Origin of the sequence: Ancylobacter sp. TS-1 (assembly GCF_009223885.1) — a bacterium.
Taxonomy (GTDB): Bacteria; Pseudomonadota; Alphaproteobacteria; order Rhizobiales; family Xanthobacteraceae; genus Ancylobacter.
In genome coordinates, this window is record NZ_CP045144.1 from 429814 (window position 1) to 446052 (window position 16239).

The following is a 16239-nucleotide window of genomic DNA, read 5'->3' on the forward strand; positions in this document are numbered from 1 at the left end:
ATGGCCTCGCGCCAGCTTCCCCTCGACCTTCCGCATGCCGACAGCCGCACGCGCGACGATTTTCTGCCCGGGCCGGCCAACGAGGCGGCGCTGACGCTGATCGAGGCGTGGCCGGACTGGCCGGCGCGCGCGCTGGCGCTGGTGGGGCCGGACGGCTCGGGAAAGTCGCACCTCGCCGCCATCTTCGCGCAGGCGAGCGGGGCGCCGGTCGTTCCCGCCGCCGGGCTGGAGGCCGAGGCGCTTCCCGGCCTGCTGGCCGGCGGGGCGCTGGTGGTCGAGGATCTCGGCGAGGGCGAGGTGCCGGAAGCGGCGCTGTTCCACCTGCTCAACCTCGTCGGCGAGCAGGGCGCCAGCCTTCTCGTCACCACGCGCCGCCCGCCCACCGCGCTCGCCGCGACGCTCGCCACCCGCGACCTCGCCTCGCGGCTGCGGGCGCTGCCGACGGTGACGCTGGGCGCGCCCGACGGCGAGATGCTCGCGGCGGTGGCGCTGAAGCTGTTCGCCGACCGCCAGATCGTGCCCGACGAGGCGCTGCTCAACTACCTGCTGCCACGCGTGGAGCGCTCCATTGCCGGCCTGCGCGACATCGTGGCCGAACTCGACCGCGAGGCGCTGGCGCGCAAGAGGCCCTTGACCCGGGCGCTGGCTTCGGAACTTCTGCGGGCCCGCGCTGCGGAGGGCGAGGCGATGGTGGGCTCGACCGAGTCCGGCGTCGCGCGTCCGTTAATTGTCTAGCCAACAGGTTGCGTGCACCATGTCATCCATTCGTAACGCTGCGCGGCGACCTTCGCGCCGGTCGAAGAAGATAGTCGGCAAGCCGGGTGGAGTGGCGGGAGTGAACGAGACCGAGACCGGGGCCGTGACGGCCGAACTGGGAGAGGCGCCCGTCCATGCGCCGGTGGTGACGCGCCCGCTGGAGGCGGACCTCGCCGCCTCGCCGGAACGCTTCATCAACCGCGAGCTGTCCTGGCTCCAGTTCAACCGCCGCGTGCTGGAGGAGGCGTCCAACCGCGAGCACCCGCTGCTGGAGCAGCTTCGCTTCCTGTCCATCTCCGCCAACAATCTCGACGAGTTCTTCATGGTCCGCGTGGCGGGTCTCAAGGAACAGCTTCGCGAGGGCTATGGCGGGCGCAGCCCGGACGGGCTGACCCCGGCCGAGCAGCTTCCGCTCATCGGCGCCGCCTCGGCGGCGCTGGCCGAGGACCAGCAGGCGCGCTGGCGCGAACTGCGCCAGGAACTGATCGGCGGCAACATCGTGCTGGTCGACGGCGCCGATGTCGACAAGGCCGACCGCGCGCTGCTCGACGACTTCTTCCTCATCCATGTCTTCCCGGTGCTGACGCCGCTGGCCATCGACCCGGCGCATCCCTTCCCCTTCATCCCCAATCTCGGCTTCTCGCTGGCGCTCCAGCTTGCCCGCATCCATGACGGGCGGACGATGAACGCGCTGATCCGCGTTCCCGCGAAGATCGACCGCTTCATCCGCCTCACCGACGGCGAGGGCGGGGTGATGCGCTTCATCACGCTGGAGCAGATGATCGGCCTGTTCATCGGCCGGCTGTTCCCCGGCTACCGGGTGCGCGGGCAGGGCGGGTTCCGCGTCATCCGCGACAGCGACCTCGAAGTCGAGGAAGAGGCCGAGGACCTGATGCGCCAGTTCGAGTCGGCGCTGAAGCGCCGGCGCCTGGGGCAGGTCATCCGGATGGAGATCGACGCCTCCATGCCCGAGGAACTGCGCACCTTCGTCGCCCGCGAGCTCGGCGTGGTCGAGGACGAGATCTTCCTGGTCGACGGCGTGCTGGCGCTCAACGAGTTCAGCCAGCTTGTCGGCATCGACCGGCCCGATCTCAAGTTCAAGCCGTACAATCCGCGCTTTCCCGAGCGCATCCGCGACCATGCCGGCGACTGCTTCGCGGCGATCCGCGAGAAGGACCTCGTGGTCCATCACCCCTACGAATCCTTCGACGTGGTGGTGCAGTTCCTGCGGCAGGCGGCGCGCGACCCGAACGTCGTCGCCATCAAGCAGACGCTGTACCGCACCTCCTCCGACAGCCCGATCGTCAAGGCGCTGGCCGAGGCGGCCGAGGCCGGCAAGTCGGTGACGGCGCTGGTCGAGCTGAAGGCGCGCTTCGACGAGGAAGCCAACATACGCTGGGCCCGCGACCTTGAGCGCGCGGGCGTGCAGGTGGTGTTCGGCTTCCTGGAACTGAAGACCCACGCCAAGCTCTCGCTTGTGGTGCGCCGCGAGGGAGGCACGCTGGCGAGCTACTGCCATGTCGGCACCGGCAACTACCACCCGATCACGGCGCGCATCTACACCGACCTGTCCTACTTCACGGACGACCCGGTGATCGCCCGCGACGTGGCCCGCATCTTCAACTTCATCACTGGCTATGCCGAGCCGGCGGAGCTGGAGGCGATGTCGGTTTCGCCGCTGACGCTGAAGGCGCGCATCCTCGACCATATCGACGCCGAGATCGCCTTCGCCAAGGCCGGCCGTCCGGCGGCGATCTGGCTCAAGATGAACTCGCTGGTCGACCCCGCCATCATCGACGCGCTCTACCGGGCGAGCCAGAGCGGTGTGCCGGTGGACATCGTGGTGCGCGGCATCTGCTGCCTGCGGCCGAACGTTCCGGGCCTGTCGGAAAACATCCGGGTCAAGTCCATCGTCGGCCGCTTCCTCGAGCACGGGCGCATCTACGCCTTCGGCAACGGCCACGGCCTGCCGCATCAGGAGGCGGCGCTCTACATCTCCTCCGCCGACCTGATGCCGCGCAATCTCGACCGGCGCGTCGAGACGCTGTGCCCCATCGTCAACCCGACGGTGCACATGCAGATCCTCGACCAGATCATGGTGGCCAACCTGCAGGACAACCAGCAGAGCTGGCGCGTGTTGCCGGACGGCTCCTCGCAACGCATAGTGCCGGGCGAGGGCGAAGAGAAGTTCAACGCCCAGCAGTATTTCATGACCAATCCGAGCCTGTCCGGACGTGGGAAGTCGCTCAAAGACTCGTCGCCGCGAAACCTCCTCCGTCGCCGCGACCGCGCGTGACGCCATGAGCAGTTCCGCGCGCGAGGCCGGCCACGGCCTGATTTCCGGTGCCCCGATCGCTGTGATCGACATCGGCTCGAACTCGGTTCGCCTGGTCGTCTATGAGCGGCTGTCGCGCAGCCCGACGCCGATCTTCAACGAGAAGGCGTCCTGCGGCCTTGGCCGCGAGGTGCTGACCACCGGCAAGCTGAACCCCGACGCGGTGGCGAAGGCGCTCGTCACGCTGCGGCGTTTCCGCGTGCTGTGCGACCGCATGGGCGTCGGCAAGGTCTATGTGCTGGCCACCGCCGCCGCCCGCGACGCCTCCAACGGCCCGGAATTCGTCGCCGCCTGCACGGAAATCTGCCGCACCGAGGTCGAGGTGCTCTCCGGCAAGCGCGAGGCGCAGCTTTCCGCGCTCGGCATCCTCTCCGGCGTCCATCACGCCAATGGCGTCGTCGGCGACCTCGGTGGCGGCTCGCTGGAACTGGCCGACCTGCACGGCCAGCGCATCGGCTCCGGCGTGACCTTCCCGCTCGGCGGCCTCGCTTTGCAGGACACGTCCGGCCGTTCGCTCAAGAAGGCGGACAAGATCGCCAAGGACCTTCTGGCGAAGGAGCCACATCTCGAGCACCTAAAGGGCCGCACCTTCTACGCCGTTGGCGGCACGTGGCGCGCGCTGGCGCGCCTCCACATGTTCCAGCGCGGCTATCCGCTGCACGTCATGCACGGCTATGTCATTCCCGGCCGCGAGGCGCTGGAGTTCTGCCGGCTGGTGCGCCGGGTGCCGGTGGACACGCTCTCGCGCATCGACACGGTCTCGGACGTGCGCCGGCCGCTGCTCGCCTATGGCGCGCTGGTGCTGGAGCACATCCTGCGCGTCGGCAAGCCGGCCAATGTCTTCCTGTCGGCGCAGGGCGTGCGCGAGGGGCGGCTCTACGAATTGCTGTCCGACGACGAGCGCAAGGCCGATCCGCTGATCAGCGCCGCCGCCGAGCTGAACGAGGTGCGCTCGCGCTCCACCGCCCATGGCTGGGAACTGATCGACTGGACCGACCGCTTCATGGCCTCCTCCGGCATCGACGAGAGCGTCGAGGAGAAGAGGCTGCGTCATGCCGCCTGCCTGCTCTCGGACATAAGCTGGCGGGCGCATCCCGATTATCGCGGCGAGCAGAGTCTCAACCTCATCGCCCATGCCGCCTTCATCGGCGTCGACCATCCCGGCCGCGCCTTCCTGGCGCTGGCGATCTATTACCGCCATGTCGGGCTGATCGACGAGGATCTGTCGCCGCGCATCCGCGAGCTGGTCTCGGCCCGGCTGCTGGACCGCGCGCGCATTCTCGGCGCGGCGATGCGGGTCGGCTACATCCTGTCCGCCGCCATGCCCGGCACGCTGCCGCTGACCCCGCTGACGGTGGACCGCGGCAAGCTGGCGCTGCTGCTGACCGGCGATCTGGCGCCGCTCGGCGGCGAGCGCATCGTCAACCGGCTGCGCACGCTGGCGCGGCTGATCGGCCGCGAGCCGATGGTGGTGACGACCGGCTGACACTCACGCGATGGGAGAGGGGCTCAGGCCTCGGGCGCCGGCGCCGGGATGCGCTCGACGGCGATCACCCGCCCGCGCTGCATGGCCAGCGCCAGTCGGCCGGATTTCAGCGCCAGCGCGCTCTCGCCGAACAGCTCGCGCCGCCAGCCGTGCAGGGCGGGCACGTCCGGCTCGTCCTCGGAGGCGATGCGTTCGAGGTCGTCCACCGTGGCGATCACCTTGGCGGCGACGCCGTGGTGCTCGGAGGTCATGCGCAGCAGCACCTTGAGCAGCTCGACCGTCGCCGAGGCGCCGTTGGAAAGCGGCTTCTCGCGCTCGATGCGGGGCAGCGTCTTGGGATCGCGCGCAAGGCCCGCCTTCACCGCCTCGACGATGGCCTCGCCGGCGCGGGAGCGCTCGAAGCCCTTGGGCACCGAGCGAAGCTGGCCGAGCTTCTCGATCGAGGTCGGCTGCTGCGAGGCGATCTCGCCGATCACGTCGTCCTTGAGGATGCGCGAGCGCGGCGTGTCGCGCGACTGCGCCTCGCGCTCGCGCCAGGCCGTGACTTCCATCAGGACGGCGAGGTCCTTGGGCTTGCGGGCGCGCGAGCGCAGCCGTTCCCAGGCGCGCTCGGGCTCCTGCCGGTAGGTGTCCGGCGAGGTGAGCACCGCCATTTCCTCGCCCACCCAGTCGGCGCGGCCGCGCTTCTTGAGATCGGCGTCGAGCTTGAGGAAGACGTCGCGCAGATGCGTCACGTCGGCCTCGGCATAGGCGATCTGTGCAGTGGAGAGGGGGCGGCGCGACCAGTCGGTGAAGCGCAGCGACTTGTCCAGCACATGGCCGGTGAGGCGCTGCACGAGCTGGTCGTAGGAGATCGAGTCGCCATGGCCGAGCACCATGGCGGCGACCTGGGTGTCGAACACCGGGTGCGGGATGATGCCGGCGAGGTGCCAGACGATTTCGATATCCTGCCGGCCGGCGTGGAAGACCTTGAGCACCTTCTCGTCCGACATCAGCGCGAAGAAGGGGGCAAGGTCGATCCCCTCGGCCAGCGCGTCGACGACGACGGCCTCGTCGGTGCTGGCGAGCTGCACGACGCAGAGCTTCGGCCAGAACGTCGTCTCGCGCAGGAACTCGGTATCGACGGTGATGAAGGCGTGCCGGGCCAGCCGCCCGCAGGCTGCTTCGAGGTCGTCTGTGGTGGTGATCATGTTCATGTCGGACATGTTCATATCGGAGTCGTGCCCTCGATACACCCCGAAATAGCGCCGTAATTGTCGAGAAGCATTAACCATTCGCCTTTACGAATCGCAGGCGAATTCAACCGCCGGTTTCGGCCGGCCTCTCCCCGGGGGAACCCATGAAGAACGTCGCCTTCGCCCTTGCCGCGGCCGTGCTGGCCGGCTCCTTCGTTCCGGCCGCCGCCGCCGAGCGCGTGGATGCCGGCGTGCTGGTCTGCAATGCCGGCGCCAGCATCGGCATGCTGGTCGAGTCGAAGCAGGAGCTGACCTGCACCTTCACCCCGGCCGACAACAGCCCGGTGCAGAAATATTCCGGCACCATCAAGAATATCGGCCTCGAACTCGGCGTGACCGGCGGCGGCGTGATGACCTGGGGCGTGCTGGCGCTCACCAAGTCGGTCGCGCCGGGCGCTCTGGCCGGCCCCTATGCCGGCGTCACCGGCGATGTCGCGCTCGGTATTGGCGTCGGTGCCAACGTGCTTGTGGGCTCCGACCAGTCCGTCGCGCTCAACCCGGTCTCGGTCTCGGGCAATGTCGGCGCCTCGCTGGCGCTCGGCGTCGGCGGCCTGCACCTGCGCTACGTGCCGTGATCTCTCCCCACGCGGGCGCGCCGCGTCCGCGTGGGCTCTCTTCTTGACAAAGCCCGGCCCTGCATGCACCCCTCCGCGCGCCCCGCGAGAGGGGTTTTCGTTGTTGCCAGCCGGCGTCCGCGCCGGGAAAAGAGCCGGGGTTCACCCATGCACCGCTATCGCACGCACACCTGCGGAGCCCTTCGCGCGAGCGATGTCGGCGAGACCGCCCGCATCTCGGGCTGGTGCCACCGCATCCGCGACCATGGTGGCGTGCTGTTCGTCGACCTGCGCGACCATTACGGCCTGACGCAGGTCGTGGTCGATCCCGACAGCCCGGCCTTCAAGCTGGCCGAGACCGTGCGCGCGGAATGGGTGGTCCGCATCGACGGGCGCGTGCGCCTGCGCCCGGCCGGCACCGAGAATCCCGACCTGCCGACCGGCCAGGTCGAGGTCTACGCCACCGAGATCGAGGTGCTGGGCGCCAGCGCCGAGCTGCCGCTCCCGGTCTTCGGCGATGTCGAGTATCCCGAGGAGACGCGGCTGCGCTACCGCTTCCTCGACCTGCGCCGCGAGAAGCTGCACAAGAACATCATGACGCGCGGCGCCATCGTCGACGCCATGCGCGCGAAGATGAAGGGGCAGGGCTTCTTCGAGTTCCAGACCCCGATCCTCACCGCCTCCTCGCCGGAAGGCGCGCGCGACTTCCTCGTGCCGAGCCGCCTGCATCCGGGCAAGTTCTACGCGTTGCCGCAGGCGCCGCAGCAGTACAAGCAGCTGATCATGATGAGCGGCTTCGACCGCTACTTCCAGATCGCCCCCTGCTTCCGCGACGAGGACCCGCGCGCCGACCGCCTGCCGGGCGAGTTCTACCAGCTCGACCTCGAGATGAGCTTCGTCGAGCAGGACGACGTGTTCGCCGCCGTCGAGCCGGTGATTACCGGCGTGTTCGAGCAGTTCGCCGACGGCAAGCCGGTGACGAAGAACTGGCCGCGCATTCCCTACGCCACTTCGATGCAGAAATACGGCACCGACAAGCCGGACCTGCGCAACCCCATCGAGATGCAGGACGTGTCCGAGCACTTCCGGGGCTCGGGCTTCAAGGTGTTCGCGCGCATGCTGGAAGCCGAGCAGAACCGTGTCTGGGCGATTCCCGGCAAGGGCGGCGGCTCGCGCGCCTTCTGCGACCGCATGAACTCGTGGGCGCAGGGCGAGGGCCAGCCGGGCCTCGGCTACATCATGTGGCGCGAAGGCAATGAGGGCGCCGGCCCGCTCGCCAACAATATCGGTCCCGAGCGCACCGAAGCCATCCGCGCGCAGCTCGGCCTTGAGGCGGGCGATGCGGCGTTCTTCGTCGCCGGCGACCCGGCGAAGTTCGTGAAGTTCGCCGGTCTCGCCCGCACCCGTGTCGGCGAGGAACTGAACCTCGTCGACCATGACCGCTTCGAGCTGGCCTGGATCGTCGACTTCCCGTTCTACGAGTGGAGCGAGGACGAGAAGAAGGTCGACTTCTCGCACAACCCCTTCTCCATGCCGCAGGGTGGGCTGGAGGCGCTGAACGGTCAGGACCCGCTGACCATCAAGGCGTTCCAGTACGACATCGCCTGCAATGGCTACGAGATCGCGTCGGGCGGCATCCGCAACCACCGCCCCGAGGCGATGGTGAAGGCGTTCGAGATCGCCGGCTATGACGAGGCGACGGTGCAGGAGCGCTTCGGCGGCCTCTACCGCGCCTTCCAGTACGGCGCCCCGCCGCATGGCGGCATGGCGGCCGGTGTCGACCGCATCGTGATGCTGCTGTGCGGCACCACGAACCTGCGCGAAATCTCGATCTTCCCGATGAACCAGCAGGCGCAGGACATCCTGATGGGCGCGCCCAACGAGGCGAGCCCGAAGCAGCTTCGCGAGCTGCACATCCGCACCAACCTGCCGGAGAAGTGAGGCGATACAAGTGAGGCGGCAAAAGTGAGGGAAAAGCCCTCTCCCCGCGGGGAGAGGGTTGGGTGAGGGGCTTTTGAGGCTCCGCCGGCAGGGCGCCCCTCACCGACCCGCTTCGCGGGCCACCTCTCCCCGTCGGGGAGAGGGTAAGGGGGCACGTCGCGCCTTCGGGCCGGCCGTCATGGCCGGGGTTATCCCGGCCATCCACGTCTGGATCGGTCCAGCACGCGTCACCGCCCCAAGTCGTGGATCCCCGGCACGAGGCCGGTGATGACGTCGGTTCCCGGCGGATGCCGTCGGGGCCTTCGATCCCTTCAGTTCTTTTCCAGCACCTCGACATTGAGCTCGTCGACGATGCCGAGCGCGTCGTCGCCCTTCAGCCCTTCGATGATGGCGAGCAGCGGCAGCGGGGGCGCGCGCGGTGTGAGGCGCAGCGCCAGCGTGCTGGTGGGCTTCTGGATGAAGCTGACGAAGGCCTGCACCGCCGGGCCGAGTTCGGGCCGGTCGGTCACAGCCTGCGCCAGCAGCAGGTCGGCGAAGCCGGCGATGAGCTGGCGGATGTCATCGGCGGCCATGCCCTGTTCCTTCGCCGCCTCGTCGAGCTTCTGCTGGTAGAGGCCGGAATCGGTCACGCTGACGTCGAGCGCGGTGAGGTTGATCTGGCCGATGCCGGCCAGCGCCTCGTCGGGCTCGGTGGAGAAGACGGAATCGTCCACCTCGCTCAGCACCAGCTTCGCGGTCAGCGAGAAGCCGTCGGAGACCTCGACATAGAACGGATCGAGCGTGACGGTGCCGTCCGCCTCGTTCCAGCTTGCCCCGATGTCGGCGGCGACGCTCGCCCGGCCGACCTGATCTGGAACCAGCGCGAAGGCGCTCTGGCCGCGGCCGACCGCGCCGGTCGGGCCGGTCATGCGCAGCGTCGCCGAGAACTGCGTCGGCAGCGCGTCGGGCTCGCCGGTCCATGCCAGCGCCAGCTTGTCGATGCTCACCGGCCCGCCCTCGTCGGTGGGCGCCTCGGCCCCCGACAGCTCGACGCTGCCGACGAGGCCGAACAGCGGCGCCGGCCATTCGAGCAGGGCGTCCGCGTCGCGCGCCATCTGCGCGGCCGCCGCCATCGCCGCGCCCGGGCGCAGCCCGCCGATCGCCAGCCGGTCGACATGGAACGGCTTGCCGTCCGCCTCGGTGCCCTTCAGCGTCTCCAGCGTCAGCGCGTCGAGCCGCCCCTCGTCGAGCGGGCCTACCCTGAGAGTGGCCAGCGACGCCTTGCTGCCGTCGGGCGTCTCGCCCTCCAGCCCCTCGAAGGTGACGGCCCCGATGCGCAGGCCGCCATCATAGACGCCGGCCATGGCCTCCATGAGCCGGGAGGTCTCGTCGGCGGAGGGGTTCTCGCCGCGCGCCGAGAGAAGCTGCATGTGGCGGCCGATGGCGAGCAGTTCCTCGGCCGGGATGGCGGCGGGACGGATGGCCACGTCGCGAGCCTCCATGCGCTGCCAGCGCTGGACCAGCCCGTCCTCGGCGTCGAATGCGTAACCGTCCACGGTGACGGCCTCGTAGAGCGTGCGGAACTGGGTGGCGGCCTCGCGGGCCTGCGGGTCGAGCAGGACCAGCAGCGCCGACAGGTCGACGCCCTCGGCGTGGACGTCGCCGACCGAGCCGCGCCCGGCATAGCGCGGGGCGCCGCCCACGGTGAAGCGCGAGGGGGCGATGTGGGTGCGGGCGAAGCGCCCGTCCTTCAGCCTCTCGAAGCCGGCCGCGCCGTGCGTGACCTCGGTTTCGATGAGCCGGTCGCCGGCGCCGCTGCGGGTCTTCATCGTGGATTCGGGGATGGTGATCCGGTCGGCCGTGACCTGCCGGAAGAAGTCGAGCGCGACCTGCCACGGCGCGCCCTGCGTGCGCAGCTCCGAGGGAATCTCGACGGCGGCGAGCGCGATGTGCGGGGCGCGGTAGCGCGCCTCCACCGCCGGGGCGAGCGGCAACGGCCCGTCGAAGGCCAGGCCCTCGATCGACACCTCATGGGCGTAGATGCGGACCGGCGAGGGGCGCTCGATGCCGCTGGCGACGAAGGCGGCGATGGTCAGCGTCCCCTGACCGGGCGCGGAAAAGGAGAGGTCGCGCAGCTCGAAACGCCCGGCGAGCACGTCATAGGCGACCTCGCCGGCCTCGGCCGCGACGCCTTCCGCCTTGAGATTGGCCAGAACGGCGTCGACATGGCTTCGCGCGAGATAGCCGACAAAGGCGGTGAAGCCGAAATAGCCGCCGACGCCGGCGACGAGGAGGGCGACGAGGGCGACGACGAAAGTCTTGCGCATGCGGACCGGACCTGAGAAGGACGCGCGAGGCGGTTCCCGCCGTCGCACCTTTGCCGCGCACGATAAACCAAGCGCCTCAAGGCGAGCATTACATTTTGGGACGGACCCATGTTGGGAAAGACGTTGTGCGGAGAGGCAGAATCCCTATGCTCCCCCGCCACGTCCGGGGGAAGGAAACGCCATGGCCTCATATATCTCCGATGATCTGCGCTCAGGCGCGATGATCTATCACCGGCTGCCGCGGCCGGGTAAGCTCGAAATCCAGGCGACCAAGCCCCTGGCGAACCAGCGTGATCTCGCCCTGGCCTACACCCCCGGCGTCGCCGCCGTCTGCGAGGCCATCGCGGCCGACAAGTCGCTGGCGGCCGAGCTGACCACGAAGCAGAACCTCGTGGCGGTGGTCTCCAACGGCACCGCCGTGCTCGGCCTCGGCAATATCGGCCCGGAAGCCTCCAAGCCGGTGATGGAGGGCAAGGCGGTCCTCTTCAAGAAGTTCGCCGGCATCGACGTCTTCGACATCGAGATCAACGCGCTCGAACCCGACCATGTCGTGACCGTGGTGGCGGCGCTGGAGCCGACCTTTGGCGGCATCAACCTCGAGGATATCAAGGCGCCGGAGTGTTTCGAGATCGAGACCCGGCTGCGCGACATGATGAACATCCCGGTGTTCCATGACGACCAGCACGGCACGGCGATCATCGTCGTGGCGGCCATCGTCAACGCGCTGCATATCGGCGACAAGAAGCTGTCCGAGGTGAAGATCGTCACCTCCGGCGCGGGCGCGGCCGCCATCGCCACGCTCAACCTGCTGCTCTCCATGGGCGCCCGCCGCGAGAACATCTGGGTCACGGACATCGAGGGCGTGGTCTATGAGGGCCGCGAGGCGCTGATGGATCCCTATAAGGGCGTCTTCGCGCAGAAGACCGACTTGCGCACGCTGGCCGAGGTGATCGCCGGCGCCGACATCTTCATCGGCCTGTCCGCCGGCGGCGTGCTCAAGCCCGAAATGCTGAAGGCCATGGGCGAGCGCCCGCTGATCATGGCGCTGGCCAACCCGACGCCCGAGATCATGCCCGACCTCGCCCGCGACGCCCGCCCCGATGCGATGATCTGCACCGGCCGCTCGGACTTCCCGAACCAGGTCAACAACGTCCTGTGCTTCCCCTTCATCTTCCGCGGCGCGCTCGATGCCGGCGCGACCACGATCAACGAGGAGATGAAGGTCGCGGCGGTCAACGCCATCGCCGAGCTGGCGCGCGAGACTCCCTCCGACGTGGTGGCCCGCGCCTATGGCGGCGAGACGCCGGTGTTCGGACCGAACTCGCTCATTCCCTCGCCCTTCGACCCGCGCCTGATCCTGCGCATCGCCCCGGCGGTCGCCCGGGCGGCGATGGACTCGGGCGTCGCCAAGCGTCCGATCGCCGATTTCGAGGCCTATCTGGAGGAGCTGGACCGCTTCGTCTTCCGCTCCGGGCTGGTGATGAAGCCGATCTTCGCCACCGCCAAGCAGGCGCCCAAGCGCGTGATCTACGCCGAGGGCGAGGATGAGCGCATCCTGCGCGCGGCGCAGGTCGTGGTGGAGGAGGGCATCGCCCGCCCGATCCTGATCGGCCGCCCCTCGGTGATCGAGACGCGCCTGCAGCGCTTTGGCCTGTCGATCCGCCCCGGCCGCGAGTTCGATCTCGTGAACCCCGAGGACGATCCGCGCTACCGCGACTATGTGCAGACCTATGTCGAGCGCGCCGGCCGGCGTGGCGTCACGCCCGAACTCGCCCGCACGCTGGTGCGCACGACGCCGACCGTGATCGCCGCCCTGGCGGTGGTGCGCGGCGATGCCGACACCATGCTGTGCGGCGTCGAGGGCCGCTTCATCCGGCACCTGCGCCACATCCGCACCATCATCGGCCTGGCGCCGGGCGTGCGCGACGTGGCGGCGCTGTCCATGCTGCTGACCCAGAAGGGCGCCTTCTTCCTGTGCGACACCCAGGTCCAGCTCGACCCCTCGGCCGAGGATCTCGCCGAGATGGCCCAGCTCGCCGCCGCCCATGTGCGGCGCTTCGGCATCGAGCCGAAGGTGGCGCTGCTCTCGCACTCCGATTTCGGCAGCCGCGACGACGGCAGCGCGATCAAGATGCGCCACACGCTGGAGCTGATCCAGCAGCGCGCCCCCGACCTGATGGTCGACGGCGAGATGGAGGGCGACAGCGCGCTGGTGCCCGAGATGCGCGAGCGGGTGATGCCGGGCGGCCGGCTGAACGGGGTGGCCAACATCCTCGTCATGCCCAATCTCGACGCCGCCAACATCGCCTACCAGATGGTGAAGGTGTTCGGCGACGCGCTCCCGGTCGGGCCGATCCTGCTCGGGCCCTCGCGCCCGGCGCATGTGTTGACCCCCTCGGTGACGGCGCGCGGCGTGGTCAACATGACCGCCATCGCCGTCGTCGAGGCGCAGGGCGTCTGATCCGGTCCCGCCCCGCCGGGGCGGCCGGGCAAGCGAGGCGAGGCGCGCGCTGACGGGTGCGCGCTTCCGGTCTATGATGGTCCCGACATACCGGCCGGCGTGGCGGGCAAGAGCCCCTTGCCCCCGCCCATGCGGCGGCGGGTACGCGTCGTGGACATCGCGGGCGCCGGGGTGGGCCCGCCACAGGAGCTGAACCCATGCTTGCGCGTCTTTCCCTCGTCGCCCTGGTCGCGGCCGGCGCCGTCCTCGGCTCTCCGGTGGTGCCCGCACGGGCCAACGACACCGCCGCTGGCGCGATCATCGGTGGCGCGGCGGGCGCCCTCATCGGCGGCGCGGTCTCCGGCAGCGCCGGCGGCGCCGTGGCGGGCGCGGTGGTCGGCGGCACGGCCGGCGCGATCATCGGCAACCAGAGCGACAAGAACAAGAAGAAGGGCTCGTACTATTTCTGGTCCGGCGGCAAGTGCTTCTACCACTACCCGAACGGGCAGGTGGTGAAGGTCAGCAAGAGCTATTGCTGACCGGCTATTGCTGACCGGCTGTTGCTGATCGGCGCTTGTTGAGCGGCGCTGGCCGGGCGGCTGTCGCCGGCGCGAAGCTGCCGGCGGGTCGCGTTCGTCCCCTCATCCATCCCCCTGCCGCGCCGCCTCGTGAGAGGCGGAGCGGTACCTCGACGCTGGAGACCGAGATCATGAACATCCGCTGGACCCTTGCCGCCCTTGCCGTCGCGGGGCTGACGCTGTGGGCCGCGCCGCAGGTTTCCGCGCAGAGCAGCGCGGCGCGCGGCGCCGTCATCGGCGGCGTGGCCGGCGCGGCGGTCGGCGGCGCGGTGACCGGCACCGGGCGTGGCGCGGCGGTCGGGGCGGCGGTCGGCGCCGGCACGGGCGCGGTCATCGGCGCCAACCGCAGCCGGGCGCGGGCCCATTATTTCCGGCGCGGCAATCGCTGCTATCTGCGCCAGCGCAATGGCCGCGTGGTGCGGGTCGACCGGCGCCGCTGCTGGCGCTGAGCGCGGCGGGCGAACCGCGCCGGGCGCGCGCGAACAACCTGCGCGGGTTACCGTCAGGTCAGTTTTCGCCGGAAAGTTAGTTTGTGCTCGAATTGTGGCCATCCGTGCCGTGGAAATGACATATTTCTGACCAAGCTGTGGTCGGCACGCATTCGGTGGAGTGAGGGGGCTGCCCGCAGGGCAGGCCGTTCGCTCCCTCGGAAGTCGGCTGCAATTCGGCGTTTCCCACCGGGCTGCGCCGGCTGTCACACAGGTCTCGAAGGTTCTATCTAATGGCGGATACCGGCACGGTTAAGTGGTTCAACGAGCAGAAGGGCTACGGCTTCATTCAGCCCGACAATGGCGGCAAGGACGTCTTCGTCCACATCAGCGCGGTTCAGCGTTCTGGCCTGCAGGGCCTGCGTGACGGTGACAAGATCTCCTTCGAGCTGCAGACCGATCAGCGGTCTGGCAAGACATCGGCAGTCGATCTGCGTCCGCTCTGACGCAGACTTCGACGGCTTCGGCGGACTGGTCTGTCCGTTTTAGATTGAATACAATGTCGTCGTTCCTTCCGGGAACGGCGACATTTCTGCTAGGCGCCCATCACTTAGGCCCGCGCCGCCCCTTGCAATGACCGCCATTCGCGCTAGTCTCGCGCACAGACTTTGGCTGGACTCTGGGCCGTTTCACCTTGCCTCGCTTGGTGCACGTTCAGCACTCTTCCAAATTCGACCCAGCGGCAGGGGCCTCGCTCCAGCTGACATTCGCAACCTCGATACGTGAGACTACCCTTATGTCTACCCAGACCGGCACCGTGAAGTGGTTCAACGACCAGAAGGGCTACGGCTTCATCCAGCCTGATGGCGCGGGCAAGGACGTGTTCGTCCATATCAGCGCGGTTCAGCGTTCGGGCCTGCAGGGCCTGCGTGACGGCGAGAAGGTGTCCTTCGAGCTGCAGACCGACCAGCGTTCGGGCAAGACCTCCGCGGTCAACCTCCGCGTCGGCTGAGAGCCGTCCGACGGGACGCCGCCGGCCGCGGTCGCTGGCGTTTCGCTACGATCAGGAAAGCCGCTGGCCCTCCGGGACCGGCGGCTTTTTCATGGCGGGGGTGGCGAGGTGCGCCCCTCAGCCACCGGCCTCGGCGCCGCCTCCGGGACCCCCGCGCGGGCGCTCCAGCAGCACCATTGGCCGGCCGCCATAGAGGCCTTCCGCAAAGCGGGTGAAGCCGAGCTTGCCGGCGACGTGGAGCGAGGCCGCATGGTCGGGCTCGATCATGCAGGTGAAGCGCGTGCCCCGGCCATGCGCGTCGCCCCAGGCGAGCGCCGCGCGCATTGCCTCCTCCGCCAGCCCCTGGCCCTGTGCCGCCGCCCGCAGCGCCCAGCCGGCCTCCATCGTGCCCTCGATGGAGGGTTCGAGCGTGCGCTTCATGTCGTGAAAGCCGGCCTCGCCGACCAGCGCCCCGCTGGCGCGCTCCTCAAGGGCGAAGAAGCCGAAGCCGAGATGATGCCAGAGCCCGATCTGGCGCAGGAAGCGCACCCAGGCCGCCTCGCGCGCCAGCGGCTGCCCGCCGATGAAGCGCGTCACCTCCGGCTCCGCCCATATCCGGGCATAGGCCTCGAAATCGTCCGGCCGGTAGGCGCGCAGGATCAGGCGGGGCGTGTCGAGGGTGGGGATGAGGGGCATGCGTCCTCGCGGCGTGAGGGCCCTCAGCTCGAGCGCCCGTCATAGGTCATGGGCGACAGCGCGGCCGGATCGACGTCGCGGAGCGTGCGCACGTTCACCGCGATCGTCGGCGTGCCGTCGGGCGCCGTCGCCTTGGAGAAGGTCTGAACGCCGCAATCGGCGCAGAACATATGGCTGATGAGGTGGCGGTTGAAGCGGTATTCGCGCAGCCTGGCCTCGCCGGATTCCAGCTCGAAAGCGGAGGTCGGCGCGAAGGCGAGGATCAGCCCCTTGCTGGTGCAGATCGAGCAGTTGCAGGCGATGGTGCGCGTCAGGTCGAGGCTGACATTGTAATGGACGGCGCCGCAATGGCAGCCCCCCGAGAGCTTCGGCACGGCCGCATCCGGTGCGCCGTCGTCATCCGCGTGGTTCTCGTTCCCCGTATGGTCGGACATCGTCTTCCTCCCCTGTCCCGGTTGAGGTCGGGCCCGGCGCCGATGTCGGGGCCCCTAAA

Annotated in this window: 14 protein-coding genes; 10 read left to right on the forward strand and 4 right to left on the reverse strand. The window is 69.2% G+C overall.

Annotated elements, in window-relative coordinates:
* Genes GBB76_RS02085 through GBB76_RS02095 form a run of 3 tightly spaced genes read left to right on the forward strand, consistent with a single transcriptional unit; the run spans position 1 to position 4577 of the window.
* A complete protein-coding gene (locus GBB76_RS02085; protein ID WP_152301756.1) occupies positions 1-735 on the forward strand; it encodes a DnaA/Hda family protein in 735 nt (244 codons plus the stop codon).
* A 19-nt stretch (positions 736-754) separates the two neighbouring features.
* Positions 755-3052 carry an RNA degradosome polyphosphate kinase gene (locus GBB76_RS02090; protein WP_246669007.1) on the forward strand — a complete coding sequence of 766 codons (2298 nt, stop codon included), beginning with the start codon at positions 755-757 and terminating at the stop codon, positions 3050-3052.
* A 4-nt stretch (positions 3053-3056) separates the two neighbouring features.
* Positions 3057-4577 carry a Ppx/GppA phosphatase family protein gene (locus tag GBB76_RS02095; RefSeq protein WP_152301757.1) on the forward strand — a complete coding sequence of 507 codons (1521 nt, stop codon included), beginning with the start codon at positions 3057-3059 and terminating at the stop codon, positions 4575-4577.
* A gap of 23 nt (positions 4578-4600) precedes the next feature.
* Here the strand turns inward: GBB76_RS02095 and rnd are convergent, their stop codons facing one another.
* Entirely contained in the window at positions 4601-5773 is a 1173-nt protein-coding gene (gene rnd / locus GBB76_RS02100) for a ribonuclease D (protein WP_152304720.1), read from the reverse strand.
* Between the two features lie 143 nt (positions 5774-5916).
* Here rnd and GBB76_RS02105 point away from each other — a divergent pair, with 143 nt between their 5' ends.
* On the forward strand, positions 5917-6387 hold the full coding sequence (locus GBB76_RS02105) for a DUF992 domain-containing protein (RefSeq protein ID WP_152301758.1): 471 nt from the start codon (positions 5917-5919) through the stop codon (positions 6385-6387).
* Positions 6388-6534: 147 nt separating this feature from the next.
* Entirely contained in the window at positions 6535-8307 is a 1773-nt protein-coding gene (gene aspS / locus GBB76_RS02110) for an aspartate--tRNA ligase (protein ID WP_152301759.1), read from the forward strand.
* Between the two features lie 311 nt (positions 8308-8618).
* On the opposite strand, the gene GBB76_RS02115 is transcribed toward aspS, so the two are convergent.
* Positions 8619-10613: a hypothetical protein gene (locus tag GBB76_RS02115; RefSeq protein WP_152301760.1), complete on the reverse strand. Its 1995-nt coding sequence runs from the start codon at positions 10611-10613 to the stop codon at positions 8619-8621.
* A 181-nt stretch (positions 10614-10794) separates the two neighbouring features.
* On the opposite strand from GBB76_RS02115, the gene GBB76_RS02120 reads away from it, so the two are divergent.
* The 5 genes from GBB76_RS02120 (at position 10795) to GBB76_RS02140 (ending at position 15071) form a co-directional block, all read left to right on the forward strand.
* Positions 10795-13074: an NADP-dependent malic enzyme gene (locus GBB76_RS02120; protein ID WP_152301761.1), complete on the forward strand. Its 2280-nt coding sequence runs from the start codon at positions 10795-10797 to the stop codon at positions 13072-13074.
* Between the two features lie 197 nt (positions 13075-13271).
* A complete protein-coding gene (locus GBB76_RS02125) occupies positions 13272-13592 on the forward strand; it encodes a glycine zipper domain-containing protein (RefSeq protein ID WP_152301762.1) in 321 nt (106 codons plus the stop codon).
* Between the two features lie 170 nt (positions 13593-13762).
* Positions 13763-14080, forward strand: coding sequence for a glycine zipper domain-containing protein (locus tag GBB76_RS02130; protein WP_152301763.1), 318 nt, complete (start codon positions 13763-13765; stop codon positions 14078-14080).
* A gap of 272 nt (positions 14081-14352) precedes the next feature.
* Entirely contained in the window at positions 14353-14565 is a 213-nt protein-coding gene (locus tag GBB76_RS02135) for a cold-shock protein (protein WP_152301764.1), read from the forward strand.
* Positions 14566-14855: 290 nt separating this feature from the next.
* Positions 14856-15071: a cold-shock protein gene (locus GBB76_RS02140; protein WP_013165949.1), complete on the forward strand. Its 216-nt coding sequence runs from the start codon at positions 14856-14858 to the stop codon at positions 15069-15071.
* 117 nt (positions 15072-15188) lie between these two features.
* Here GBB76_RS02140 and GBB76_RS02145 read toward each other — a convergent pair whose 3' ends face one another.
* Both GBB76_RS02145 and GBB76_RS02150 read right to left on the reverse strand, forming a co-directional pair.
* Positions 15189-15746: a GNAT family N-acetyltransferase gene (locus tag GBB76_RS02145; RefSeq protein ID WP_152301765.1), complete on the reverse strand. Its 558-nt coding sequence runs from the start codon at positions 15744-15746 to the stop codon at positions 15189-15191.
* A gap of 23 nt (positions 15747-15769) precedes the next feature.
* Complete coding sequence (locus GBB76_RS02150; protein ID WP_152301766.1) at positions 15770-16180, reverse strand: GFA family protein; 411 nt, start codon at positions 16178-16180, stop codon at positions 15770-15772.
* Between the last annotated feature and the right edge of the window lie 59 nt (positions 16181-16239).

Bases quoted from the DNA above. Each gene is read 5' to 3' on its own strand.
- GBB76_RS02135 (WP_152301764.1), top strand. From the start codon at position 14,353: ATGGCGGATACCGGCACGGTTAAGTGGTTCAACGAGCAGAAGGGCTAC.
- GBB76_RS02130 (WP_152301763.1), top strand. From the start codon at position 13,763: ATGAACATCCGCTGGACCCTTGCCGCCCTTGCCGTCGCGGGGCTGACG.
- GBB76_RS02120 (WP_152301761.1), top strand. From the start codon at position 10,795: ATGGCCTCATATATCTCCGATGATCTGCGCTCAGGCGCGATGATCTAT.
- GBB76_RS02085 (WP_152301756.1), top strand. From the start codon at position 1: ATGGCCTCGCGCCAGCTTCCCCTCGACCTTCCGCATGCCGACAGCCGC.
- GBB76_RS02115 (WP_152301760.1), bottom strand. From the start codon at position 10,613: ATGCGCAAGACTTTCGTCGTCGCCCTCGTCGCCCTCCTCGTCGCCGGC.
- GBB76_RS02145 (WP_152301765.1), bottom strand. From the start codon at position 15,746: ATGCCCCTCATCCCCACCCTCGACACGCCCCGCCTGATCCTGCGCGCC.
- GBB76_RS02105 (WP_152301758.1), top strand. From the start codon at position 5,917: ATGAAGAACGTCGCCTTCGCCCTTGCCGCGGCCGTGCTGGCCGGCTCC.
- GBB76_RS02090 (WP_246669007.1), top strand. From the start codon at position 755: ATGTCATCCATTCGTAACGCTGCGCGGCGACCTTCGCGCCGGTCGAAG.
- GBB76_RS02095 (WP_152301757.1), top strand. From the start codon at position 3,057: ATGAGCAGTTCCGCGCGCGAGGCCGGCCACGGCCTGATTTCCGGTGCC.
- GBB76_RS02150 (WP_152301766.1), bottom strand. From the start codon at position 16,180: ATGTCCGACCATACGGGGAACGAGAACCACGCGGATGACGACGGCGCA.
- rnd (WP_152304720.1), bottom strand. From the start codon at position 5,773: ATGAACATGATCACCACCACAGACGACCTCGAAGCAGCCTGCGGGCGG.
- GBB76_RS02140 (WP_013165949.1), top strand. From the start codon at position 14,856: ATGTCTACCCAGACCGGCACCGTGAAGTGGTTCAACGACCAGAAGGGC.
- aspS (WP_152301759.1), top strand. From the start codon at position 6,535: ATGCACCGCTATCGCACGCACACCTGCGGAGCCCTTCGCGCGAGCGAT.
- GBB76_RS02125 (WP_152301762.1), top strand. From the start codon at position 13,272: ATGCTTGCGCGTCTTTCCCTCGTCGCCCTGGTCGCGGCCGGCGCCGTC.